We start from the raw sequence: 23,446 nt of genomic DNA, 5'->3' as shown, positions 1-23,446 counted from the left end.
GTCTAGATTGCTCCAGTCAAACTGCATAAAAAAGCTATCGTCTGCGAAAAGACGAGCCGGCCCACCTGTAGAGTCACCTGGAGATATTTTCCATCTGAAAATATCGTGTTCAGTGTTTAATACGAATTTTAGCTCCCCACTCCCTTTTTCCGAAAAATAAATCTTTACTCGAGGCACGCTTACGTACCAAGCGAGATATATGATTAGTAGTGCTGTTATGAACCTGCGTTTAAGGTAGAGGTGGCGAGGCCTATTCACACTTGTGAGCCTCTATACCTGCTCCCCATTCAGCGCGATTACCTGCCAGTACCTCATTCATAATAGCTCTAGCTGTAACTCCACCGTTTGCATAAGATCTAAATAAATTCATTCCAATAATAATTGATTTTCTGTCTGGGATATCATCCCAGGCTCTCAGTCCAGTAATGTCCGCCGATCGATGAGGGCTTGGCTTGTTTTCCCAGTCTGATAGCTTTCGTGCTGCATCTGAAATTATTTGCTCTGCCCCTGCTCCATCTAATAAAACAGCTTCTGAAAAACCTGCAGCGATCCCGATATATCCATAATGGATGTTTGACCAAATGTCATAGTAATACACGTAGTCGCCTTGCTTATGCCAATAGTCGCCAAACTTTTCCTTGATTTTCGGCTTGTGATCCCAAGGCCTATTCTGCCCAACCCACTCAGTCCACAGTGCAAACGCCCTAGCTTGTTTGGCCAAGGCAAAGGTATGGAAGTCTGGTTGCGTCCCCAACCGCTTATAAAACGGCAGTGCCATGTATTCTCTGGTTTCTGCCCCTGCGTCATAGCTATTCAGTTCTTTCATTTCCAGAACCGAGGGGTGGTTAATATTGCGATTCATCTCATCAGCAATATAAGCGGCCAGTTCCTCCATGCGATCCGGGTGATTGCAGGTTTTGGGGTTGGTAGGAGGCGGGGGGACGGGGTCAATTATCTGAGGCGCAGATGCAGGCTGACTGTCCGCGCGGGGCTGCGGTTGAGCCGAAGCTCTAGCAGGTGCTCGGGCCGTGGGCTTGTCTGCTTTTTCGTAAGAGTGACCTAGCGAGTTAATGAGCTGAGAGCGGCAGGGGCACGAACTAGTGCTGTCCAGCGTTCCTGCCGGAGACCTGCCGTTGCTGTCGATGAATCCAATACCGCCTACGATTTTGTAGGCTTGGCCGTCTACGCCGCATGTAACTGGATCGCCTTCCCGGGCATGATTGAAACCCATCATGGTGGTGCGGCCGTCTCCTGCTAGTACGACTCCACCGCATGAAGTCTTGTCGCCCTCGCGAATGAAATAACCCCTAGCCATAAGTCAGGCCTTCACAACCGGAAGGAAATCTACTTCCAGCGGTTCGCCGTCCCGTTGCAGAAACAAGGCGATGTGTTGTGGTGTGTTGATGATCTTGTCGCCATTACTCAGCACGCTGCCGACCAATGCAAAGTCGCTATTCGCGTTTCCCGCCCCAGTCACGATCTTTGCTCTGCGGCCATCGGGGTACACGGCGTAATCACCTTTGTGGGCGACCCGAACCTGTTGGCCGTTATTCACTACTATCGTCATTGATGAATTTGTCTGTTCAATGACTCCGCCATCGCGGGTTTGGCTGCCTTCGGTTGCAAAGCGGTAAATGGCGACAGGAGGATGCGCTTTTCGATATGCCTGCTGCTCGCGAACGCAGTTCAAGGCCTCTTCGCTGAACTCGGCCAGCTGTTGCTCGGAGAAGGGCGACACGTCCAGAGAGCGGAGCAATTCCGGTGTGAATTCGTTGGTGTACGACTGAAGTGCGGCGGTGCTCATAGGATTCATCCCGATTCTTTGGTTTAACGACATCTGCGTGACTGGTGGCCACTGCGAGATAACCGACGCTAAACGAAAGTTACGGATGGCTATGTAGGGCGAATCTCAAAGGGTTGAAGGATGGTTCTCGGAAACGTTTTATTGGGCTTGGAAGCTTTGTTTGAGAGAGGCGGGCGAGGGCATTAGCCAAATTTGCAGGCAATCGCCCACGGTGCCCGCGCTACATTTCTCTTTTTCTTGAGTGAAGTTTCCTAGACAATCCCGCCCACTTGCGGCTGACGAGTTCGGCTACTAAGGTGCCTCGGTCGCTGCAATGTCAGCGATTGGGTTTAGTAGCCCAGGTAGTCAGTCGTGCAGCACTCAACCTTGAAGCAGACGTTTTTTACGTCCATTTTATGGCGGCTGTGCGCAGGGCGCTTTCGAGCGCGCCGGTGCTGACTCCCGGTCTACTAACCTTCGCACAGCTGCCACCCTTATCGTTTAGTAGCGATACCTGGCGGTCATTTTTTCTAGAGTCAGGGAATTCAATCATGATCCAACTCACAGACGCTTCTCCTTCGAATATGGAGGAGTCCTTGAATCACGCTTCTCACCTGCTGCAATGTGCAGCCGTCACCGCCTATGAGAGCGGTGATCGCCTGAGTGGTGCGGACCGGCTTCTGGCGATGTCGGTATTGCATCTGGTCGATATGGCACGGAGTGTTATTGATCATTCTTTGGCACGGCTTGAGACAAGAGGATCGTGCGCTAATCAGAGCGTTTAGGGGGGTGGCCGGGCTAGATAGCCCGGTTTTTCAGTGTTTGGAGGTTAGATGGCTCGCTAATCCCACGGGCACTTGCTCAACCTTTCGACGTCCGTGCCACTGCCTTCACTCATGTCAATATTGCCGTCTGCACCGATATAAATGCTCGTCGTTGGCCATTGGGGATTAATCATTATGCAGTGGTTCCTTTTCGACGCCGTCCAATCAAGCACCATCAGGAATTCTTCGTCAGGGAAAATATGACCAGCGTCAGCAGTTACACCTCCAGGGCGAATTTCACCTCTGTAAATTCGATTCTGGGTGTTCCAGACGAAGTCTAATTGACTGCTCCCTTGCTCAGAGTAGTAAACATGAACCCTAGGTAATGCCACATACCAAAAGGTAAAAAGGCCTAGTAGTGTGATAAGTGTCATAAGCCAGAAAGAACGGTACCAAGGTTTATCTGCACTCATGGTTTCGCCCAATCAAACTGGCACTCTTTCAAACTATCTACATCAGTTTCGCTCTCTCGCCGAATGTCGATATTGCCATTATGGTCCAAATGGATTTCAGTGGTAGGCCACTTTGGTGTGATGCTGATGCAATGCCGGCGCTCATTATCTCCCCACCAGTAAAACTCCATGAAAAATTTTTCGCTAGCAAAGATAGGACCGACGTCACCTGTGGTTCTATCAGGAAGCAAGTCGCCCTTCACAAACCTATGCTCTGTATTCAAGATGTAACTTATGTTTTTATTGCCGTCCTTTGAATAGAGGATGTAAACACGGGGCTGCGCGTAGTACAAGATTACCAATAGCACAATGCATGTTAGCAAAGCCCACCGCCATACATCCATTGGTCTTCTATCTGCAGGCATACTTTTTATATTCCTAATGCTCAGTTGCCGATAGGTACTACCAAAACCCTGCTCATTGCAGCGTATCGGTACTCCACGTGCATTTGCGCAATCGTTCTATATCAGTGCCGCTTCCTTCGGTGATGTCGATATTGCCGTCCGCGTCAATGTAGATACTGGTCGTTGGCCATTTTGGATTAATCCTTATGCAATGATTTTTTTTAGAGGCAGTCCAATGGAAGTCCATGAAAAACTTATCGTTTGGGAATATATCTCCTATACCGCCGGTTATTCCGCCAGGAGGTATTTCTCCTTTGTAAATACTATGTTGAGTATCCCAAATGAAGTCCAGCTGACCCACTGCCTTGTCTGAGTAGTAAACGCCTACTCTTGGTGTTGCCATGTACCAGAAGCTGTACAAGGTAGTTAGGGTGAGAAGTAGGACGCGCCAGACTGAACGATACCAAGGTTTACTTGCACTCATGTGGCCGAATCCCCTTCACCCAGCGAGCAACCTCTATTTCAAAGACTTTTTTCATGATTATCGTTGATGTGATTCCACCACAAGGATAGCGGCGGTAAAGATTTACTCCTATTTGTATTGACTCCCTGTCGGGGGCGTCATCCCAAGCTCTCAATCCCTCTACACCGGGCGTTTTACTAGGCCCCGGATATTTTTCCTTATCTTGAATTCTTCTAATCGTGTCTGAAACTATTTGCTCCGCACCCGCGCCATCAAAAAGTACGCTCTCCGAAAACCCGCTTGCGATTCCAATGTATCCGTAGTGAATATTCGACCAAATATCGTGAAAGTAGTCGTGGTCCCCTTGTTTTTGCCAAGCGCCGTCAAATTTTGATTTGATCATCGGCTTATGATCCCAAGGCCTATTCTGCCCAACCCGTTCAGTCCATAACGCAAATGCTCTAGCTTGTTTAGCCAAGGCAAACGCATGGAAATCGGGTTGCTGCCCCAGGCGACGATAAAACGGCAGTGCCATGTACTCTATGGTTTCCGCCACCGGGTCGTAAGTATTCAGCTCCTTCATTTCCAGCACAGAAGGGTGATTGATATTGCGGTTCATCTCGTCGGCGATGTAGCTGGCCAGTTCCTCCATGCGATCCGGGTGGCTGCAAGATCCGCCGTCAGCGAAATGGGCGGGCTTTTTTGCTGCTGACGGGTGAACTGAGTTACGAGATTGGGTTGGGGAGCTACGCTCCGATTGAGCTGGGGTGTTTGTTTCAACCCTGTACGTAGCCGAAGTTACTGATGGGATTAGCTGCGCTCGACATGGGCAACCGCTGACGCTGTCCAGTGTGCCTGCTATGGGGACTCCATCACTGGTGAAGTGTGGAATACCCCCCAGGATTTGATACGTTTTTCCGTCTTTTCCGCAGGTGACTGGACCGCCTGCACGAGCGTGAATCACGCCATTCCAAGTGATGCCGGGGGCGGCATCGAGAACTTCGCCCCCGCAGTCGGTTTTATCCCCTAAGCCAATGTAATAGCCGGTCCGCATTTCGATCATCCTGATTCTTTGGTTTAACGACATCTGCGTGACTGATGGCCACAGCGAGATAACCGACGCTAAACGAAAGTTACGGATGGCTATGTAGGGCGAATCTCAAAGGATTGAAGGGTATTTCCCGAAGATCATTTTTTGCTTCGAGTGGCTGCGGAAAGTAGGTATGAGATCCGTGAAGGTGGCCGTCAGAAACAGTGGGCTTAGCAGGTAGGAATAAGCCCCATTCTTTAACCCGACAAGCGGGAACGATTCCCGTGAACCGGGCGTCATAACCTCCCTTGAGCCAGCCTCCACTGGCCCCGCGATTAGCCGTCGCGGGGCTTCCATGTTTTAATTGAACGCTTGTTCAATTAAAACCGGTGGTTCGCTGCCCGCTCATAACAGGAGGCTTACCTTTGCTTAATCCGTTTGTTGCCGTCTTTTCCTACGACCTTGAGGTGCATGGCTCATGAGTGCACCTGCTAGCCAGTCCAGCGGTATGGTTCGCATGAATCCGCCGGTGTTTTATTTCGCGGCGACGGTTATTTTGCTGTTCGGTGTGTCAGTCATTTCCTTCCCGGAGGCCGCTGGCCAGTGGTTGCTGGCAGCGCAGAACTGGGCGGCCAATACGGTCGGCTGGTACTACATGCTGGCGATGACGATTTATCTGGTCTTCGTGGTGGTCACCGCCTTGTCTGGTTACGGCAAGATCAAGCTCGGTGCCGACCACGACGAACCCGAATTCAGTTATCTGTCTTGGGCGGGCATGCTCTTCGCCGCCGGGATCAGCATCACGTTGTTCTTCTTCTGTGTGTCGGAACCCCTGACGCACTTGTTGCAGCCGCCACAAGGCGAAGCGGGTACGTCTGAAGCCGCGCGGCAGGCGATGCAGTTGCTGTTTCTGCACTGGGGCTTGCACGGCTGGGGTGTGTTTGCGTTTGTGGGGATGGCGCTGGCGTATTTTGCGTATCGCCATAACCTGCCCTTGGCGTTGCGCTCGGCGCTTTATCCGCTGATCGGCAAACGCATCAACGGGCCTATCGGTTATGCGGTGGATGGCTTCGGCATCATCGCGACTATTTTCGGCCTGGGTGCCGACATGGGGTTTGGGGTCTTGCACCTGAATTCCGGGCTGGATTACCTGTTTGATATTCCGCATACCCAATGGATTCAGGTCGGGCTGATCACGCTGATGATGGGCGCGGCGATTCTGGTGGCGATCGCAGGTGTCGATAAGGGCGTGCGTGTCATGTCGGACATCAACATGTTGCTGGCCTGTGCGCTGTTGCTGTTTGTGTTGTTTGCTGGTCCGACGCAGCACCTGCTCAACACCTTGGTACAGAACATCGGTGATTACCTCGGGGCGATAACCACCAAGAGTTTTGATGTGTATGCCTACGATGAACCGAGCGAGTGGCTGGGTGGCTGGACGGTGTTTTACTGGGCCTGGTGGATTGCCTGGTCGCCTTTCGTAGGTCTGTTCATTGCGCGTATTTCTCGCGGCCGGACCATCCGTGAGTTCGTGTTCGGGGTGCTGCTGATTCCGTTGGGCTTCACCCTGGCGTGGATGTCTATTTTTGGTAACAGCGCCATTGATCAGGTGCTCAACCATGGCATGGTCGCGCTGGGTCAGTCGGCCATTGACGATCCGTCACGCACGCTTTATTTGCTGCTGGAAACCTATCCATGGAGCAAAACCGTTATTGCGGTGACGGTGTTCATCAGCTTCGTGTTCTTCGTCACTTCGGCAGACTCGGGCACTGTCGTGCTTTCAACGCTGTCGGCCAAAGGCGGTAACCCTGATGAAGACGGCCCGAAATGGCTGCGTGTGTTCTGGGGTGTGGCGACTGCGCTGGTGACCAGTGGTTTGCTGTTCTCTGGCAGCATCGATGCGCTGAAATCAGCGGTGGTGCTGACGTCGTTGCCGTTCTCGCTGATCCTGCTGTTGATGATGTGGGGCCTGCACAAGGCGTTCTTCATGGAGTCCCAGCGACAGATCGCGCAGTTGTACTCGCTCGCACCGGCATCCGGGGCGCGGCGTGGCGGCTGGCGTCAGCGCTTGAGCCAGGCCGTGCATTATCCGTCGCGAGACGAGGTGTACCGCTTCCTGGATCAAACCGTGCGCCCGGCGATCGAAGACGTTACGGCGGTGTTTGCCGAGAAAGGTCTGAACGTTATCACTCAGCCTGATCCGGCTAACGACAGCGTCAGCCTGGAAATTGGCCATGGCGAAGAGCGGCCGTTCATTTATCAGGTAATGATGAAGGGCTTCTTCACGCCGTCGTTTGCGCGTGGCGGGATGGGTTCCAAGCAGTTGAACAACCGTCGCTATTACCGCGCCGAAGTGCACCTGAGCGAGGGCAGTCAGGATTACGACCTGGTGGGTTACACCAAAGAGCAGGTCATCAACGACATCCTCGACCAGTACGAACGGCATATGCAGTTCCTGCATTTGGTGCGGTAGGTCAGTGGGACCATCTAACCTCGGTCCCACAGGTTTGCGTAGATTCTGTGGGAGCCGAGCTTGCTCGCGATAAGTCTGGACGAGGTTGCAAGTCAAACCGCGTCACCTTTCATTCCGGGCAAGTCCCGCCCATAGGTTGGCTTCATTCGTGAAGGCGGTTTTTCAGTCCATATACGGCTCTGTATACACCTGCCCTTTCGCGAATGAATTCGCTCCCACGGATTTGTGTTTGCAGGCCAACATAGAATCTCCCACAGGGATTTGAGTTAGCAACTCGGCTCACATCGATCTACGCCAACCCACCGTTGGCACGCAGGATCTGCCCGTTGACCCAGCCTGATTCCGGCCCGGCCAGAAAGGACACGACATTGGCGATGTCTTCTGGCTGACCCAGGCGTTGCAGCGGCGGCATGTTTGCGAAGTTCTTGATCTGTTCTTCAGTTTTGCCATTCAGGAACAGCTCGGTAGCCACTGGACCGGGCGCTACTGCGTTGACGGTGATGCTGCGACCGCGCAGTTCCTTGGCGAACACATGAGTGAATGATTCAACCGCAGCTTTGGTGGCGTTGTAGATCGCGTAGCCGGGAATGTTTAGTGCCAGCGCCGAGCTGGAGAAGTTGATGATCCGCCCGCCATCGTTCATTCGCTCCCCGGCTTCACGTAGCGTGTTGAAGGTGCCTCGTGTGTTGATGGCGAAAGTCTGTTCGAACAGTTCGTCGCTGGTGTCGACGATGGGCATGGTTTTCATGATGCCGGCGTTGTTCACCAGCACATCGACTTTACCCAGTTGTTGCTCGGTCAGATCAAACAGGGTGCGCACATCGGCTGCGCTGGCGACGTCGGCCTTGATGGTGATCGCCTGACCGCCGTCGGCTATGAGGCTGGCGACCAGCGTCTCGGCTTCGGTTGCGCTGTTGGCGTAATTGACGGCGACGGCAAAACCGTCGGCTGATAGACGCTTGGCGATTTCAGCGCCGATACCGCGTGAGGCTCCGGTGACAATGGCGACTTTGCGAGGGTTATTCTGAGTCATGGTCCACCTCCGTTCTGAATGTGTCGTTACTTTCACATGTTGAGGGCGGGGGATAAACAGGCGGGAATTGGCATGATTGTTCGGTAAATCTGAACAAAGGCGTTCGCTTGGCAGATGCTGACCTGTGGGAGGGCGCCCAGTGTCCATAACAGCAAACGCATGGCCCTGTAGGAGCTGCCGAAGGCTGCGAATGCGGTATGCCAGGATGAATGCTTCGCAGCCTTCGGCAGCTCCTACAGGGCCATGCGTTTCAATGCAGTTAGGAGGGGGCCCAGTGAGCTCGCAATCGCGAGCAAGCTCGGCTCCCGCAGAATCAAATCGGGGTCGGTATCCAGTTGTGTGGATGCAAAAAGCCCAGAGCTGCTCGCGCAACGCTGGGCTTTCGGGAGAACGAAAGGCTTGATCAGCCTTCATCGCCCTCGTCATCGTCACCACCATCGATCTTCATGCCCAGCTCCTTGATCTTGCGAGTCAAGGTGTTACGGCCCCAGCCCAGCAACACAGCGGCGTCGCGACGACGGCCAGCGGTATGCTTGAGGGCGGTTTCGATCATGATGCGTTCGAAGGTCGGCACGGCACTGTCCAGAAGGCTGGATTGACCGCGAGCCAGTGCCTGATCGGCCCATTGGCGCAATGCCTGTTCCCAGTTGGTCACTGGCGCTGCATCTTGCGGCAGGCTCAGCAGCTCCGGCGGCAGGTCGCTGATGTGCACTTCACGGCCGGAAGCCATGACGGTGATCCAACGGCAGGTGTTTTCGAGCTGACGCACGTTACCTGGCCAAGGCAGGTGTTTGAGGTATTCCTCGGTTTCCGCCTTGAGCAGTTTCGGTTCAACCGCCAGCTCCTGAGCCGCACGGCTGAGGAAGTGTTTAGCCAGAGTCGGGATGTCTTCGCGACGATCCGACATGCGCGGGATATGGATGCGAATCACGTTCAGACGGTGGAACAAGTCTTCCCGAAATTTGCCAGCCTGCACCAGTGTTTCAAGATTCTGGTGGGTCGCCGCAATGATGCGCACGTCGACTTTGACCGGCGTGTGACCGCCCACGCGATAGAACTCGCCGTCAGCCAATACTCGCAGCAGACGGGTTTGGGTGTCGGCAGGCATGTCGCCGATTTCATCGAGGAACAGGGTGCCGCCGTCCGCTTGTTCAAAGCGCCCGCGACGCAAGTTCGCTGCGCCAGTGAATGCGCCTTTTTCGTGGCCGAACAGTTCAGATTCCATCAAGTCTTTTGGAATGGCTGCCATGTTCAGTGCAATGAATGGCGAGGCCGAACGAGGGCTGTGACGATGCAGGGCGTGAGCAACCAGTTCTTTACCGGTGCCCGACTCGCCGTTGATCAACACGGTGATATTGGAGTGGCTGAGACGACCGATGGCACGAAACACTTCCTGCATCGCTGGCGCTTCGCCAATGATTTCAGGGGTGCGGGTCAGTGTCGGCGCAACGTCCATGCCTTGCTGTTCCTGAGCGTGCAGGTTGGCACGCTTGACCAGAGAAACGGCTTCATCGACGTCGAACGGTTTTGGCAGGTATTCGAAAGCGCCGCCCTGATAAGAGGCAACGGCGCTGTCGAGGTCTGAATGGGCGGTCATGATGATGACCGGCAGGCGCGGGTGTTGTTCGCGGATTCGCGCCAACAGGTCCAGGCCACTGGCACCCGGCATGCGGATGTCAGAGATAATCACGTCCGGTTGCTGACGAGCCAGGCGGCTCATCACGCCATCGGCGCTGTCGAAGCTTTGTGTGGTCATGCCTTCTTGCTGCAAGGCTTTTTCCAGAACCCAACGAATGGAACGATCGTCATCTACGATCCAGACAGTTTCACTACGGCTCATGTCGAAGCTGCTCCTTGTTCCAGCGGCAGGAAGATCGAGAAGGTGGTATGGCCAGGATGGCTGTCACACTCGATCAGCCCCTGGTGCTGACTAATGATGTTCTGCGTGATCGCAAGACCGAGTCCAGTGCCGTCGGGGCGGCCACTGACCATCGGGTAGAAAATGGTTTCCTGAAGCTCGGCCGGAATTCCCGGGCCGTTGTCGATGATTTCGATTTTGCTGACCAGCCGGTGACGCACATGGCCGATCGTGAACTGACGCATCGCACGAGTACGCAGGCTAATTCGGCCCAGGCGAAGCTCGTTCTGGCTGCTGATGGCTTGCATCGCATTACGCACGATATTGAGCACGGCCTGAATCATCTGTTCACGGTCGATCAATACATCGGGAATACTTGGATCATAGTCGCGCACCAGAGTGATGCACCCTTGGCTTTCCGCTTCGACCAGACTGCAGACACGCTCAAGCACTTCGTGCACGTTAGTCATGGCCAGCGATGGCAGCTTGTTTGATCCGAGCATGCGGTCCACCAGATTTCTCAGGCGGTCGGCTTCCTCAATGATGACGTTGGTGTAGTCCTTCAAACTTTCTTCGGGCAGCTCCCGCGCCAGCAGTTGCGCTGCGCCGCGAATCCCGCCAAGTGGGTTCTTTATTTCGTGAGCCAGGCCACGCACCAACATCTTGGTGGTTTCCTGCTTGGACAACTGGGCTTCTTCCTTGGTGATGCGCAGCAGGCGGTCCCGTGGATGGACCTCTAGCAGCAGCAAGGTTTCGCCCTGGCTGAGGATGGGTGTCACGGCGTAATCGACGGTCAGTGTCTGGCCAGTCAAAGCAGTGAGCATGGCTTCGCGCTTGGTGAAAGGGTGCGCTTGTTCCACGGCCTGGCGCAGAGAGCTCAAGGCTTCCGCAGACTCAGTGAAGAGCTCACTGATGAATTGCCCATGGCTGCGCTGACCGCTGATGGCCAGCAGCATTTCCGCTGCCGGGTTCATGTACTCAAGGCGCAGATCAGCGTTGAGCAGAATGGTGGCAGTGGTCAGGTTGTCGAGTAACAAACGGTGCAGCGCGTCGCTGATAGTCATTAAAGTCTTTGACCTCTTTTGGCTCATTGCGATTCCAGGTGAGCCTCGAATCACAGGCGCTGGTTGGTCTTCTCCAGCGTGGGTAACGCCACTGATACGTTTGTATCCAGTGCAGATAGGGTGCTGTTATAGCCAAGTTGCAAAAACCAAACCAAGGCTCCGAAAAGAAGCGTTTAAACTGCAAAACCGGGCTTTTTTTGGACAGTGCGTTTGAATGGTTCATCGAAGGGTAGCGTTTTCGAACCAAAATGGGGTTCTCGGCCGACGTGCTTGCAATATCTTGCACCAATATAGGGCTTTGATGTTTGGGGGAGAGGTGCTGTATCAAAAGAAAGGCAGGATGCTGCTTTTTTCTTTGGGTTTGTCTTTGAGGGGGCACTCGGGACGCACACCGTACTCGGCGTTTTCGCAGGGGTTTGCCAGACGCTTCTGTGCCAGTGAAATGCGTTGCATGTGGAACGGCTGGTTGGGCGTCTTTTCCAGCACTCGCCCATTTTCGTCGAGAATCTGCGCAGCGATCTGATGCGTGCCCCTGTCGATGTTCTTCAGCGGAACAACAGGGCTACGCCCGGCTTGGGCGACTGGCTTGCCATCAAGCAAAAGCTGATAGGTATGACCAGGCTGCAGCGCGGGATCGCTGGTGATGGTGGCAATCAGATCCCCTTCGGTGCTGCGTATGGTTGCATCAGGTTCCGGCACAAGAACCCGAAGCAGGTCGTAGCGAAACATCGGGCGGGGCTTGGCTTTGGTGGGTGTACTTTTTTGCACGATGCGCGGTGGCGGCGAGCCGCTGGTGCTGTTGCTGGGCAGAATTTCGACACGCTTGGCGTTCTTGTGAGGCTGGTCCGTGAAGACTTTATTCCCCTGCGCGTCGGTGTAGGTGTAGACGTCTGCCAGCACCGCAGCAGGCAGTGTGATCAGTAAGCCCAAAAGCGCGCAGACCCATGTCCGTGATTTAAGGTTTGCCGACATGAACGCGCTGCACCGTCAGTGTGATGGTAGGACTCTGCTGGATGATGCGGCCTTTATCCAGCACGACTACGGCAAAGCTGTGTTCGCCGCGATCAATGTTGACGACTTGCAGGCGCGGCACATTCCCTGGCTGGCCATAGAGATTTCCATCCACCAGTAATTGCAGCAAATGCCCTGGTAGCAGTCTTGGCTGGATGGCGACCCCGACGGTGAACGTACCATTGTTGGCGCGCAGTGCTTCATCGGCGGGCAAGTCGGTCAGCGCCAAAGTCGGGTAGGCCACTTGTGGCTGTGCTGAAGGCGACGATTCTTGGGCAGGTGTTACGGGAGTCGCCATTTTCTGAGTGTCGACACTGTTGAGTGGCGGCAGCTCTACGACCTGAGCCTTGACGCCATCGGGCGGTGTATTGCTGAACGCAGCATTACCGTTGGCGTCGGTGTATTTGTAAATCTGCGCCGCTGCGGGCAACGCGATCAACAGCAGCAGACAGATGAGGCTTCGGCGCATGCAGGCTCCATGGCTTGGCTGCGGTGGCGGTAGGTTGCGCGCAGCATAGAACATAAATCAGCTTGAGCGGTTGATGATCATTTGCCAGTCACGCATAACTCGCCGACTGCTCGTGTAAGCGCCAGGTCATGAGTCGGATCCTTCGTTTGTAGTCGGGACTGTTGAATCACCCAGTTTGGACATTGTGGGTCCTGACGGTACATCGCAAAGGCTGAGTATTCGCGCAGCAATCGCGTTTGCAGTTGATCCAGCTGTGGGCGAATTTGTCCGACCAGATCCGGCCTTGGCGTGTCTGGCGCCTTACCCGCTTCGTGCCATTTGGCGAGCAGTGCGTACTGCACCAGCTTGTTCGCTTCAATCTGTGCGGCGAGGAATTGGCTGACTTCCTGTGCATCCAGGCTGTAGGTCGGTGCGAGCTTTGCGGCTGCGGCGATGACCTGTGCTTCGCGAGGGCTGTCCTGTATCGGTTTTCCGCTGTCCCATTTGGTCAGTGCCACTTGATCCGCGATGGCAAGGCGTTCGCTGATCGTGGTCAGTAAAGGTGCAAGCGGTGCGGGTGCGGGCGAAGTCACGGGTGTGCCCGCGCAGGCGGTCAGGCTGATCAAAGTGGCGCCTAGGAAAAGCAGGTGCTTCGAGTGAGGCATGTTTTTATCCTGATAAATAAATGCAGTCTTCTGAGTTTGAAATGCATTCCCTGTAGGAGTGAACTTGTTCGCGATCTGGCGCGAAGCGGCAGCAAGGGCCGCGACTCGGTCTACCTGCTGGAATCGAGTCGCCAGACTTGCGACTGCTGCGCAGCCGTTCGCGAACAAGTTCGCTCCTACCGCTACGATGTCCGGAAGCGACAGCATGCACCTGCTGGCGGCGTGCGTGGCAACAAATAGATATCGCATATTAAATCCCGCCCATAAAAAAGGCCTCCCGAAGGAGGCCTCTTTAGTGCGTCAGAATGCCTGACGCGACTGGATTAGCAGCTGTAGTACAGCTCGTATTCCAGTGGGTGTACGAAGGTGCGTACTTTGATTTCTTCTTCGCTTTTCAGAGCGATGTAAGCGTCGATGAAGTCGTCGCTGAAAACGCCGCCTTTGGTCAGGAACGCACGACCTTTGTCCAGCTCTTCCAGGGCTTCTTTCAGGCTGCCGCAAACTTGTGGGATCTCTTTAGCCTCTTCAGGCGGCAGGTCATACAGGTTTTTGTCAGCTGCATCGCCAGGGTGGATCTTGTTCTGGATGCCGTCCAGGCCGGCCATCAGCAGTGCTGCGAAAGCCAGGTACGGGTTGGCAGCTGGATCCGGGAAGCGTGCTTCGATACGGCGGCCTTTAGGGCTGTTGACGTAAGGAATACGGATCGAAGCAGAACGGTTACGAGCCGAGTACGCCAGCATTACTGGAGCTTCGAAGCCTGGAACCAGACGCTTGTAGGAGTTGGTTGCAGGGTTGGTGAAGCCGTTCAGTGCTTTACCGTGCTTGATGATGCCGCCGATGAAGTACAGAGCGGTGTCGGACAGGCCGGCATAGCCTTCACCTGCGAAGGTGTTCTTGCCGTCTTTGGAGATGGACATGTGAACGTGCATACCCGAACCGTTATCGCCGTACAGAGGCTTAGGCATGAAGGTAGCGGTGCGGCCGTAAGCGTCAGCAACGTTGTGAACAACGTATTTCAGGGTCTGAACTTCGTCAGCCTTTTTAACCAGCGTGTTGAATTTCACGCCGATTTCGTTCTGACCTGCAGTAGCCACTTCGTGGTGGTGAACTTCTACGGTCTGGCCCATTTCTTCCAGAGCGTTGCACATTGCGGTGCGGATTTCGTGGTCATGGTCAAATGGCGGAACCGGGAAGTAACCACCTTTGATACCAGGACGGTGGCCTTTGTTGCCGCCTTCGATGTCCTGGTCGGACATCCACGAACCTTGTTCAGAGTATATTTTGAACATGGAGCCGGAAATGTCGGATTTGAACTTCACTTCGTCGAAGATGAAGAACTCTGGCTCAGGACCCGCGAATACGGTGTCACCGATACCGGTCGACTTCAGGTATTCCTCAGCGCGGTGGGCGATTGCACGTGGGTCGCGATCGTAGCCTTGCATGGTCGAAGGTTCGATGATGTCGCAAACCAGGATCAGCGTTGGGTCTTCGGTGAACGGATCGAGAACGGCAGTTTCGTCGTCCGGTAGCAGGATCATGTCGGAGGCTTCGATGCCTTTCCAGCCAGAGATGGAGGAGCCGTCGAACATCTTGCCGACTTCGAAGAAGTCGTCTTCCAGAGCATCGCGAGCCGGCATGGTCACGTGGTGCTGTGTACCTTTAGTGTCCGTGAAGCGCAGATCAATCCACTTAACGTCATGATCTTTGATGAGTTGAACCGACTTCGACATGGTGTCCTCCGGGTGGCTTCGGGCCTATTTAATGGTTTGGGCCCTTAGAATTTGGGTGATGCCGGCGCAGATACTCTGCCAAGGCAACCTGCCTCACAAGGGAGCAAATTGCATGCCAGTGCCCCGAGATGGGTTTTGTGCCCGAAACGCTCGCGTTTTCAGGCATAAATTCGATTATTTGAAAAAATAGCGCACCACAATGATGCTCGATATTGCGGCCGAGGTCTTTTTTGGTGCGCTGATGATTGGTTGCACGATAACTGGTTAAACCTTGAGCAATTTCCGCTATAATCCCGCCCCCTCTTTTTCGGCTGGCACCTCGCGCGCTGTTTTCATGAAACTAATCGTAAAAGTCTTCCCCGAAATCATTATCAAAAGCCCGCCGGTGCGTAAGCAATTCATCCGCCAGCTGGCCAAGAACATCCGCACCGTGCTCCGCGACCTGGACCCGGCGCTGGTGGTGGATGGGGCGTGGGACAATCTCGAGGTTCAGACCAAACTGACCGACGCCAAGGTCCTGCAGGACATGACCGATCGCCTGAGTTGCATGCCGGGCATCGCCAATTTCCTTCAGGTGGCCGAATACCCGCTGGGCGACATGGACGACATCGTCGCCAAGTGCAAGTCGCACTACGCCGACTTGCTACCGGGCAAGATGTTTTCAGTGCGCTGCAAGCGGGCGGGCAAACATGCATTCAGCTCCATGGATGTCGAGAAATACGTCGGCAGCCAGTTGCGCAAACAGTGCGGCGCGGCCGGTATCGAGCTGAAAAAGCCGGAAATCGTGGTGCGAATGGAAATTCGCGACAAACGGTTGTTTGTGATTCACAGCCAGCACAAGAGTGTCGGCGGATACCCGTTAGGCGCCCTCGAACAGACCCTGGTGTTGATGTCCGGCGGTTTCGATTCGACTGTGGCGGCCTATCAGGTCATGCGTCGCGGGCTGATGGCGCATTTCTGCTTCTTCAATCTGGGCGGGCGTGCCCATGAACTGGGCGTGATGGAAGTCGCGCATTTCATCTGGAAGAAGTACGGCAGCTCCCAGCGCGTGCTGTTTGTCAGCGTGCCTTTCGAGGAAGTTCTCGGAGAAATCCTGCAGAAAGTCGATAACAGTCATATGGGTGTAGTTTTGAAGCGTATGATGTTACGCGCTGCATCCTCTATCGCTGACCGTCTTGATATCGATGTGCTGGTTACCGGCGAAGCGATTTCACAGGTTGCCAGCCAGACGTTGCCGAACCTGTCGTTGATTGATGCCGCGACTGACAAGCTGGTCTTGCGTCCGTTGATCACCAGCCACAAGCAGGACATCGTCGATCAGGCGGTTGAGATTGGTACTGCCGATTTCGCCAGACACATGCCTGAGTATTGCGGGGTGATTTCGATCAACCCCAAGACCAACGCCAAGCGCAACCGCGTTGAGTACGAAGAGCAACAGTTCGACATGGCAGTTCTCGAGCGAGCGCTTGTGAACGCCAAACTGGTTTCGATTGATCGCGTGATTGACGATCTGAGCCGGAGCATCGAGATAGAAGAAGTCAGTCAGGCACTGGCAGGGCAGGTCATCGTCGACATCCGTCACCCGGATGCCCAGGAAGATCAGCCGTTGGTGTTGCCTGGCATTGAAGTACAGGCGTTGCCGTTCTATGCATTGAACAGCCGCTTCAAGGAACTGGATAACACGCGCCAGTACCTGTTGTATTGCGACAAAGGCGTCATGAGTCGCCTGCATGCTCACCATTTGCTCAGTGAGGGGTATGCCAATGTGCGCGTTTATAGACCGAGCTAAGTGCCCGGGGCTGTTTGCCTGTGGCTTGCGTCACCGGCCCCCCGACGCCAGTCGTCTAGCCGTAACGGCTTTGGCCGACTCTGACGTTATAAATAGCTGTCTAGCAGTATTCAGCTAACCGAATCCTCTGATCGAGATACACAAGTGATCGAAAATCTACGCAACATCGCCATCATTGCTCACGTTGACCATGGTAAAACCACCCTGGTAGACAAACTCTTGCGCCAATCCGGCACTCTGGAGCGTAACGAGCTCAACGACGAGCGCGTGATGGACTCCAACGACCAGGAGAAAGAGCGCGGTATTACCATTCTGGCGAAAAACACCGCCATCAACTGGAACGGCTACCACATCAACATCGTGGACACCCCGGGCCACGCCGACTTCGGTGGTGAAGTTGAGCGCGTAATGTCGATGGTTGACTCCGTGCTGCTGCTGGTTGACGCTCAAGACGGCCCTATGCCGCAAACCCGTTTCGTGACCAAGAAGGCTTTCGAAGCCGGCCTGCGTCCAATCGTGGTTATCAACAAGGTTGACCGTCCAGGCGCGCGTCCGGACTGGGTTCTGGACCAGATCTTCGACCTGTTCGACAACCTGGGTGCTACTGAAGAACAGCTGGACTTCAAAGTCGTCTACGCCTCGGCCCTGAACGGTATTGCCGGTCTGGACCACGCTGAAATGGCTGAAGACATGACCCCGCTGTACCAGTCGATCGTCGACAACGTACCAGCGCCGTCTGTTGACCGTGACGGTCCTTTCCAGATGCAGATCTCCGCTCTGGACTACAACAGCTTCCTGGGTGTTATCGGCGTTGGCCGTATCGCTCGTGGTCGCGTCAAGCCGAACACCCCGGTTGTAGCGATCAGCGCCGACGGCAAACGCCGTAACGGTCGTATCCTGAAGCTGATGGGTCACCACGGTCTGCACCGTATCGACGTTGAAGAAGCAGCAGCTGGCGACATCGTCTGCATCAGCGGTATGGATTCGCTGTTCATCTCCGACACCCTGTGCGACCCGCTGAACGTGGAAGCAATGGTGCCGTTGACCGTTGACGAACCTACCGTTTCGATGACCTTCCAGGTCAACGACTCGCCGTTCTGCGGTAAAGAAGGCAAGTTCGTGACGTCCCGTAACATCAAGGAACGTCTGGACAAAGAGCTGCTGTACAACGTTGCTCTGCGCGTTGAAGAAGGCGACACCGCTGACAAGTTCAAGGTCTCGGGCCGTGGTGAGCTGCACTTGTCGGTTCTGATCGAAACCATGCGTCGCGAAGGCTTCGAAATGGGTGTTGGTCGTCCGGAAGTGATCATCCGTGTTGTTGACGGCGTGAAGCAAGAACCGTTTGAAAACGTCACCATCGACCTGCCAGAAGAGTCCCAAGGTTCCATCATGGAGCAAATGGGTCTGCGCAAAGGCGATCTGACCAACATGGTTCCGGATGGCAAGGGCCGTGTGCGCCTTGAGTACAACATCCCTGCTCGTGGTCTGATCGGTTTCCGTAACGAGTTCCTGACCCTCACCTCCGGTGCAGGCATCCTGACCTCGATCTTCGACCGTTACGACACCATGAAGTCGGGCGACGTGTCGGGCCGTCAGAACGGCGTTCTGGTATCGGTTGAAACCGGTAAGGCTCTGACCTACTCGCTGGAAACCCTGCAGGCTCGTGGCAAGCTGTTCGTTGAACACGGTCAAGAGATCTACTGCGGTCAGATCGTTGGCTTGAACAGCCGCGACAACGACCTGGGTATCAACCCAACCAAAGGCAAGAAGCTCGACAACATGCGTGCTTCGGGTAAAGACGAGACCATCGCTCTGGTTCCACCGGTCAAGTTCACCCTTGAACAGGCTCTGGAATTCATTCAGGACGACGAGCTGTGCGAAGTGACTCCTAAGTCCATCCGTCTTCGTAAGAAGATCCTGGACGAAAGCGAGCGTACCCGCGCTGCCAAGAAAGCCAAGAACTGATTAGTTTTTAATCAGGCTTGAAAAAACGCCCCCGACCGCAAGGTCGGGGGCGTTTTTGTTTGTGTGGTGCTCGCTGATCGCTGACTTTGCAGGCGCTACGGTATCTGTGGGAGCTGGGCTTGGTCTGGGCGGCATTCCGACGATAAGGCCACCTCGGTCTATCCGGGAATTGCGTCGACCTTATCGTCGGAATGCCGCCCAGACCAAGCCCAGCTCCCACGGGAGACCATTTAGCCGCGCGAAAGTCCGGTGTCAGAACTTTGGAAACGGCGTGCTGGTGTTGTTCTTCAGCGTGCCGGTGTCCTGACGCACTACGGCCTTGGGCTTGTAAGCGCAGTAACCGGGACGTGGGCCAATCTTGGGATGGTTGCGGCAGGTGTCTGGGCGTTTATCGTAAATGGTGCACAAGCGGCTCTTGCGGTCCAGATACAGGCAGTCGTTATTGCTCATGCGCTGCAAAGTGAAGATTTCGGACTTCTGGTTGTAGCGCTCGACAATCCCTTCCTTCTGCAAGCGCTTGGCGATGTTCTTCGCCGGTTCACCGCGCTCGAAATCATCGACGATGCCGATGCGGATCAAGTCCTTGATCTTCACTTCAACAGGCAGCGTGCAGCAGCTGGAGATGCAGCCTCCGCACATATGGCTGGAGTATTTAGCCCAGGTATCGATACGGTCGATTTCTGCGGCGGCGATCAAGGTCGGTTTCATGAGCAATACGGTTCCGGGTGTATCGGGCGCGCGATGATACCGGTGTCCGGAGAAATCGAGTAATCAAAAATTACCAAGGCGACTGCCGGACATTTGCAAACGCCTTTGCCTGTGTGGGAGCTGGGCTTGGTCTGGGCGGCATTCCGACGATGAAGGCAACCTTTTTTATCTGATGCACCGCGGCGCCTGTATCGTCGGAATGCCGCCCAGACCAAGCCCAGCTCCCACAAAGGCAGCGGCGTGATCCCCAAGCATCCGTCCAATCAGGTTTGCGCCAACACTTTCGCCAGCGCCTCTATCTGCTCCTGCCGCTCAGCCTGATTAAGCTTCGCCCCCGGATTCAGCGACGACCATTGCGGATGAGCGCGAGCTTTATGCAGGGCTTCGGGTAGCTTGCCTTCGCGCCAGGTTTTGTCCTGCGGCGTGGTTAGCTGGATGCTGTCCATGGCAGCATGGCCCCGTGCGTCCAAGGCCAGCAGCAAATGGCGCTGACGTAGCGCGAGCAAGCGCAGCACGGCGTCGTCCACCGTCAGTTCGCGTTGGCCTTTAATCTTGCCTAGTAACCGCCCGCCGTAACTGCGGGCAGTCTGTAATGCGCCACCAGCAATCGCTCCGGCCAATGCTGCCGCGCCCATAGTGAGTCCGCCCACCAGCAAGTCGACCCCGGCACCCGCCGCTGCGCCTGCGGCAATACCGCTGCCAACCCGCACACCCAACTGCTTGAGGGTTTCTGGGTTGAACAAGTCATCGCCCCAACGCCCGTCCAGCAAAGGCAGGTCACTGGCTGAGGCGTCTTGAGCGCGAAACGCGTAAAGCTTGAGCAACTCTTCCACGCAGCGCTGTTCACGCTGACGCACCGCTTTACGCAAATCATCAATTGCCTGTTGCTCTTGCCCTTGCTCGGTAGAAACGCTGCGTCGGCAGGCTGCACAATCGATCAATAGCTGGGCAATCAAGCGACTGGCGCTCTGCTGACGCGCTTTGCGCTGAGCTTCCTGATCGAGAATCAGCCGCTCTAGTTGGCCGCGCGAGTTTTCCAGCAGCAGGGCAAGGCTTTCATAAAGGCGCCGCTCGCCATCTTCTGGTGGCGCGACGCTGTCAAAGCGCACCAGCGCATGCAGACCCAGCCGTGCGAGTGCCTCACGCCATGCAGGTTCGCGGTGCTCTGCGCTGCTGACAAAATTCAGGACTGGCAAAAGCGGCTTGCCGCAGTTGGCTAGAATCGACAGTTCGTCGCGATATTTGGCCAGCACCGGCTCGCGGGCGTCGATCACGTACAGACCTGCGTCCGAAGCCAGCAATTGGCGCATAACCTTGGCTTCCTGCTCAAAGCGCTGTCTCGCTTCACTGCCTTCCAGAAAGCGTGCCAGCCGTGCGGGGCCGTCCAGCCGCTCGCCCGGTCGATCCTGGCGTTCGAGAAAGTCCAGTAGCGCGATGGCATCTTCCAGGCCAGGCGTGTCGTATAGCTCGAGTAGCGCTTGACCATCTACCGACAACCGCGCGCCTTCCACATGGCGGGTGGTGCTCGGCCGATGGGAGACTTCCCCGAAGCCTACGTCGCGAGTGAGCGTTCTTAGCAGCGAGGTCTTGCCGACATTGGTGTGGCCAACCACCGCCAGTTTCAGCGGGCGGATCTTGTCCTTGTCAGTCATGACCAGTCTCCAGCCAGTTCAGTGGCGCACTGTCGCTCCACGCGAGATCCAGTTGCTGCAGCGCTGCATGCCAGTCACTTACTCGCTCAGCATTCAGATGTTGCCCTGCAGGGGCCGATAGCAACCAGACCCGTGTTGCGCCCGCACAGCGAGCCAGTTCGGCAATCAGCGCAAGGCTGCCTCTATCCGGTGAGCGACGTGGGTCGCAGGCAATAAGTAATCGAGCGGGTGGAAAGCGGGTCAGTTGATCGAGCAGTTTTTGTCGGGACTCACGGCTGTCGAGGATGCCTGCATCGACGACACCTTCCGGTAATAACGGTGGCCATGGCTGTTCATCGTCCAGTTCGATAGCGACCAACAATGCGCCGTCGCTGTGTTGTGCTGCGCTGTTGGGCAGTATTTGATGCAGTTGTTCTGGCGCAGCGTCGCTGACCCCCAGCCGTTCGCTGCTGGGCATCAGCCGTTCGCGTAGTTGGCTGTAGCCGGGCAGGGTAAGGTCCAGGGTCAATGTCGACCGACCACTGCGCCAGCGCCACAGACAGAGTAATGTCAGAAGCAGGCGCGGCGCGATGCCGTAAACCAGAAGTACACCCACCAGCCAGGCGGCCCAGGCTTGACGACCGGACTCCAGGACCAGTGCGCTGTCGCCGCTGGCGCGAATCATGGATTCGTCGGGCACTGTGAAACCCAGCAAGGCGGGGAGTATGCCGAGCGTCTGAGTCAGGCTGACGAAGGTGTCGCTGCCTAAAATAGTGGTTTCCCACACAAAGCCATAACGTCGCGTCGCCATCAGCATCAATAGCAGCACCAGCGCGCTGACCAGTGCCAGCAGCCATAAACCATGTATCGCCGCACCCAGCACCCATCGATTCAGGCGTTTGCGCTGCAACAGCACAATCAGCGCGGGGGCAAGCTGTGCGGCCTGGGCATCGCGAGCGAGCTTTTCGCTGAGCCATAGCCAGAGACGTCCAAGGCTGGCGGTGTTTTGCCCGGCGACACTAAAGCTCATTGCCCAGCTGAACAACATAATCAGATTCAGTCCGAGCAGGCTGCCGAGCGCCCAGAACACATTGACCGGCGTCTGGCCGTCGCCCAGCGCCGCGAATGCCAGCCCGGCACCGCTGAGCACCGAGAAAACAGCCAATGCGATCATCGCCAGGCGCGCGCCTTGTTTCCAGTGTGGCAGCGCGGCGCGCATGCCATCGCGTTCGGCCAACCACAGGGCGCGGCTTTGCACGCGGTTAGTCAGATCGCCACCGTTGGCCCGGGCGCGACGGTTGGCTTCAAGGTCTTCCAGCGGGCCGGCCTGTTCTTCGCGCAGGCGTACGGCCTCAGTCAGCCAGAGGGTATCGAGGGGAGTCAGAGCAGTCACACAGCGTCTCGTCGATTGAGTCAGAAAAAGAGCATAACCTCTGCGCCCTGCATTCGAGCAGATTGGCCGCTACGAATTCAGTGTCAGCGTCTGTTATTCTCGCCGCCATGAAAAATCAACTTCCGCTCAGCCTGATTGCCGCCCTTGGTGAGAACCGAGTGATTGGCGTCGACAATTCCATGCCCTGGCACTTGCCGGGGGATTTCAAATATTTCAAAGCCACGACCCTAGGCAAGCCGATCATCATGGGTCGCAAGACCTGGGATTCGCTCGGTCGGCCGCTTCCGGGGCGTTTGAATCTGGTTGTTACGCGTCAGGCGGATCTGCAGCTGGAGGGCGCAGAGGTGTTTACGTCGCTGGAGTCCGCTGTTGCCCGCGCTGAAGAGTGGGCGCAGGAGCAGGGCGTTGCGGAGGTGATGCTGATTGGCGGTGCGCAGCTTTACGCCCAAGGGTTGGCCCAGGCTGACCGTTTGTATCTGACCCGTGTGGCGTTGAGTCCCGAAGGCGATGCGTGGTTTCCCGAGATTGATCTTGCCGAGTGGGCGTTGGTGTCCGAGGTGTTAAACCCCGCGGTGGATGACAAGCCTGCGTATAGTTTTGAGGTCTGGGAGCGCCGTTAAATTGCTATCGCGAGCAAGCTCACTCCTACAGTTGGAGCGCGTTCTTCCGTAGGAGTGAGCTTGCTCGCGATAGCGGTACAAAATCCATCACAAAAGTGTCGTAATCGGAAATCTGCGTCGCGAATCGCTTCCAGTGTGACGCCCTCGGAACGTACACAGTCG

Annotated in this window: 20 protein-coding genes and 1 pseudogene; 5 read left to right on the top strand and 16 right to left on the bottom strand. The window is 55.6% G+C overall.

The genetic code is table 11. The features are described from left to right. Positions 1-250: 250 nt before the first annotated feature. The 3 genes and pseudogenes from AUC61_RS03390 to AUC61_RS03385 all read right to left on the bottom strand — a co-directional run bounded on the left by AUC61_RS03390 (position 251) and on the right by AUC61_RS03385 (position 1,804). The gene (locus tag AUC61_RS03390; RefSeq protein ID WP_422765017.1) at positions 251-895 is read right to left on the bottom strand and encodes a polymorphic toxin type 44 domain-containing protein; all 645 of its coding nucleotides are present in this window, start codon (positions 893-895) and stop codon (positions 251-253) included. A gap of 216 nt (positions 896-1,111) precedes the next feature. Continuing rightward, a pseudogene (locus AUC61_RS26555) lies at positions 1,112-1,315 on the bottom strand (PAAR domain-containing protein); the annotation flags it as partial. Positions 1,316-1,318: 3 nt separating this feature from the next. Beyond that, entirely contained in the window at positions 1,319-1,804 is a 486-nt protein-coding gene (locus tag AUC61_RS03385) for a hypothetical protein (protein ID WP_243244454.1), read from the bottom strand. 395 nt (positions 1,805-2,199) lie between these two features. Here AUC61_RS03385 and AUC61_RS26475 point away from each other — a divergent pair, with 395 nt between their 5' ends. Beyond that, positions 2,200-2,568: a DUF6124 family protein gene (locus AUC61_RS26475; RefSeq protein ID WP_340163285.1), complete on the top strand. Its 369-nt coding sequence runs from the start codon at positions 2,200-2,202 to the stop codon at positions 2,566-2,568. 56 nt (positions 2,569-2,624) lie between these two features. Here AUC61_RS26475 and AUC61_RS03375 read toward each other — a convergent pair whose 3' ends face one another. The 3 genes from AUC61_RS03375 to AUC61_RS03365 form a co-directional block, all read right to left on the bottom strand. After that, positions 2,625-3,020 carry a hypothetical protein gene (locus tag AUC61_RS03375; protein WP_243244453.1) on the bottom strand — a complete coding sequence of 132 codons (396 nt, stop codon included), beginning with the start codon at positions 3,018-3,020 and terminating at the stop codon, positions 2,625-2,627. Positions 3,021-3,476: 456 nt separating this feature from the next. Further along, positions 3,477-3,887, bottom strand: coding sequence for a hypothetical protein (locus AUC61_RS03370; protein WP_243244452.1), 411 nt, complete (start codon positions 3,885-3,887; stop codon positions 3,477-3,479). Further along, on the bottom strand, positions 3,874-4,929 hold the full coding sequence (locus tag AUC61_RS03365; protein WP_243244451.1) for a polymorphic toxin type 44 domain-containing protein: 1,056 nt from the start codon (positions 4,927-4,929) through the stop codon (positions 3,874-3,876). The genes AUC61_RS03370 and AUC61_RS03365 overlap by 14 nt, the downstream gene beginning before the upstream one ends. A gap of 484 nt (positions 4,930-5,413) precedes the next feature. On the opposite strand from AUC61_RS03365, the gene betT reads away from it, so the two are divergent. Continuing rightward, on the top strand, positions 5,414-7,369 hold the full coding sequence (gene betT / locus AUC61_RS03360; RefSeq protein ID WP_243244781.1) for a choline transporter BetT: 1,956 nt from the start codon (positions 5,414-5,416) through the stop codon (positions 7,367-7,369). Between the two features lie 289 nt (positions 7,370-7,658). Here betT and AUC61_RS03355 read toward each other — a convergent pair whose 3' ends face one another. From AUC61_RS03355 to glnA, 7 genes are all read right to left on the bottom strand, one after another. Next, complete coding sequence (locus tag AUC61_RS03355) at positions 7,659-8,402, bottom strand: SDR family oxidoreductase (RefSeq protein ID WP_243244450.1); 744 nt, start codon at positions 8,400-8,402, stop codon at positions 7,659-7,661. 403 nt (positions 8,403-8,805) lie between these two features. Beyond that, positions 8,806-10,242 carry a nitrogen regulation protein NR(I) gene (gene ntrC / locus AUC61_RS03350; RefSeq protein ID WP_027902131.1) on the bottom strand — a complete coding sequence of 479 codons (1,437 nt, stop codon included), beginning with the start codon at positions 10,240-10,242 and terminating at the stop codon, positions 8,806-8,808. Continuing rightward, complete coding sequence (glnL, locus tag AUC61_RS03345; RefSeq protein WP_027902132.1) at positions 10,239-11,324, bottom strand: nitrogen regulation protein NR(II); 1,086 nt, start codon at positions 11,322-11,324, stop codon at positions 10,239-10,241. The genes ntrC and glnL overlap by 4 nt, the downstream gene beginning before the upstream one ends. Positions 11,325-11,648: 324 nt before the next feature. Then, positions 11,649-12,296 carry a DUF4124 domain-containing protein gene (locus tag AUC61_RS03340; RefSeq protein WP_243244449.1) on the bottom strand — a complete coding sequence of 216 codons (648 nt, stop codon included), beginning with the start codon at positions 12,294-12,296 and terminating at the stop codon, positions 11,649-11,651. Beyond that, positions 12,280-12,804: a DUF4124 domain-containing protein gene (locus tag AUC61_RS03335; RefSeq protein WP_243244448.1), complete on the bottom strand. Its 525-nt coding sequence runs from the start codon at positions 12,802-12,804 to the stop codon at positions 12,280-12,282. The genes AUC61_RS03340 and AUC61_RS03335 overlap by 17 nt, the downstream gene beginning before the upstream one ends. A gap of 77 nt (positions 12,805-12,881) precedes the next feature. After that, positions 12,882-13,448, bottom strand: a complete 567-nt coding sequence (locus tag AUC61_RS03330; protein WP_243244447.1) for a chorismate mutase — start codon at positions 13,446-13,448, stop codon at positions 12,882-12,884. A gap of 323 nt (positions 13,449-13,771) precedes the next feature. After that, on the bottom strand, positions 13,772-15,178 hold the full coding sequence (glnA, locus tag AUC61_RS03325; RefSeq protein WP_122663928.1) for a glutamate--ammonia ligase: 1,407 nt from the start codon (positions 15,176-15,178) through the stop codon (positions 13,772-13,774). Positions 15,179-15,512: 334 nt separating this feature from the next. On the opposite strand from glnA, the gene thiI reads away from it, so the two are divergent. Further along, positions 15,513-16,967, top strand: coding sequence for a tRNA uracil 4-sulfurtransferase ThiI (gene thiI / locus AUC61_RS03320; RefSeq protein WP_243244446.1), 1,455 nt, complete (start codon positions 15,513-15,515; stop codon positions 16,965-16,967). A gap of 144 nt (positions 16,968-17,111) precedes the next feature. Next, entirely contained in the window at positions 17,112-18,932 is a 1,821-nt protein-coding gene (gene typA, locus AUC61_RS03315; RefSeq protein WP_095100978.1) for a translational GTPase TypA, read from the top strand. A gap of 252 nt (positions 18,933-19,184) precedes the next feature. Here the strand turns inward: typA and AUC61_RS03310 are convergent, their stop codons facing one another. The 3 genes from AUC61_RS03310 to AUC61_RS03300 all read right to left on the bottom strand — a co-directional run bounded on the left by AUC61_RS03310 (position 19,185) and on the right by AUC61_RS03300 (position 22,664). Beyond that, on the bottom strand, positions 19,185-19,640 hold the full coding sequence (locus tag AUC61_RS03310; protein ID WP_243244445.1) for a YkgJ family cysteine cluster protein: 456 nt from the start codon (positions 19,638-19,640) through the stop codon (positions 19,185-19,187). A 263-nt stretch (positions 19,641-19,903) separates the two neighbouring features. Then, positions 19,904-21,292, bottom strand: a complete 1,389-nt coding sequence (locus AUC61_RS03305; protein ID WP_243244444.1) for a GTPase/DUF3482 domain-containing protein — start codon at positions 21,290-21,292, stop codon at positions 19,904-19,906. Continuing rightward, positions 21,285-22,664 carry a DUF2868 domain-containing protein gene (locus AUC61_RS03300; protein ID WP_243244443.1) on the bottom strand — a complete coding sequence of 460 codons (1,380 nt, stop codon included), beginning with the start codon at positions 22,662-22,664 and terminating at the stop codon, positions 21,285-21,287. The genes AUC61_RS03305 and AUC61_RS03300 overlap by 8 nt, the downstream gene beginning before the upstream one ends. 107 nt (positions 22,665-22,771) lie before the next feature. Here AUC61_RS03300 and AUC61_RS03295 point away from each other — a divergent pair, with 107 nt between their 5' ends. Further along, complete coding sequence (locus tag AUC61_RS03295; protein ID WP_243244442.1) at positions 22,772-23,284, top strand: dihydrofolate reductase; 513 nt, start codon at positions 22,772-22,774, stop codon at positions 23,282-23,284. Positions 23,285-23,446 lie beyond the last annotated feature (162 nt).

It is taken from the genome of Pseudomonas maioricensis (genome assembly GCF_022790535.1).
Lineage (GTDB): Bacteria > Pseudomonadota > Gammaproteobacteria > Pseudomonadales > Pseudomonadaceae > Aquipseudomonas > Aquipseudomonas maioricensis.
The sequence above is the reverse complement of the archived record's forward strand: the minus strand, read 5'-3'. Positions and strand labels throughout refer to the sequence as shown.

Excerpts from the sequence above, each read along its gene's own strand:
- AUC61_RS03390 (WP_422765017.1), bottom strand. The coding sequence starts at position 895 with ATGGAGGAACTGGCCGCTTATATTGCTGATGAGATGAATCGCAATATT.
- AUC61_RS03385 (WP_243244454.1), bottom strand. The coding sequence starts at position 1,804 with ATGAGCACCGCCGCACTTCAGTCGTACACCAACGAATTCACACCGGAA.
- AUC61_RS26475 (WP_340163285.1), top strand. The coding sequence starts at position 2,200 with ATGGCGGCTGTGCGCAGGGCGCTTTCGAGCGCGCCGGTGCTGACTCCC.
- AUC61_RS03375 (WP_243244453.1), bottom strand. The coding sequence starts at position 3,020 with ATGAGTGCAGATAAACCTTGGTACCGTTCTTTCTGGCTTATGACACTT.
- AUC61_RS03370 (WP_243244452.1), bottom strand. The coding sequence starts at position 3,887 with ATGAGTGCAAGTAAACCTTGGTATCGTTCAGTCTGGCGCGTCCTACTT.
- AUC61_RS03365 (WP_243244451.1), bottom strand. The coding sequence starts at position 4,929 with ATGATCGAAATGCGGACCGGCTATTACATTGGCTTAGGGGATAAAACC.
- betT (WP_243244781.1), top strand. The coding sequence starts at position 5,414 with ATGAATCCGCCGGTGTTTTATTTCGCGGCGACGGTTATTTTGCTGTTC.
- AUC61_RS03355 (WP_243244450.1), bottom strand. The coding sequence starts at position 8,402 with ATGACTCAGAATAACCCTCGCAAAGTCGCCATTGTCACCGGAGCCTCA.
- ntrC (WP_027902131.1), bottom strand. The coding sequence starts at position 10,242 with ATGAGCCGTAGTGAAACTGTCTGGATCGTAGATGACGATCGTTCCATT.
- glnL (WP_027902132.1), bottom strand. The coding sequence starts at position 11,324 with ATGACTATCAGCGACGCGCTGCACCGTTTGTTACTCGACAACCTGACC.
- AUC61_RS03340 (WP_243244449.1), bottom strand. The coding sequence starts at position 12,296 with ATGTCGGCAAACCTTAAATCACGGACATGGGTCTGCGCGCTTTTGGGC.
- AUC61_RS03335 (WP_243244448.1), bottom strand. The coding sequence starts at position 12,804 with ATGCGCCGAAGCCTCATCTGTCTGCTGCTGTTGATCGCGTTGCCCGCA.
- AUC61_RS03330 (WP_243244447.1), bottom strand. The coding sequence starts at position 13,448 with ATGCCTCACTCGAAGCACCTGCTTTTCCTAGGCGCCACTTTGATCAGC.
- glnA (WP_122663928.1), bottom strand. The coding sequence starts at position 15,178 with ATGTCGAAGTCGGTTCAACTCATCAAAGATCATGACGTTAAGTGGATT.
- thiI (WP_243244446.1), top strand. The coding sequence starts at position 15,513 with ATGAAACTAATCGTAAAAGTCTTCCCCGAAATCATTATCAAAAGCCCG.
- AUC61_RS03310 (WP_243244445.1), bottom strand. The coding sequence starts at position 19,640 with ATGAAACCGACCTTGATCGCCGCCGCAGAAATCGACCGTATCGATACC.
- AUC61_RS03305 (WP_243244444.1), bottom strand. The coding sequence starts at position 21,292 with ATGACTGACAAGGACAAGATCCGCCCGCTGAAACTGGCGGTGGTTGGC.
- AUC61_RS03295 (WP_243244442.1), top strand. The coding sequence starts at position 22,772 with ATGAAAAATCAACTTCCGCTCAGCCTGATTGCCGCCCTTGGTGAGAAC.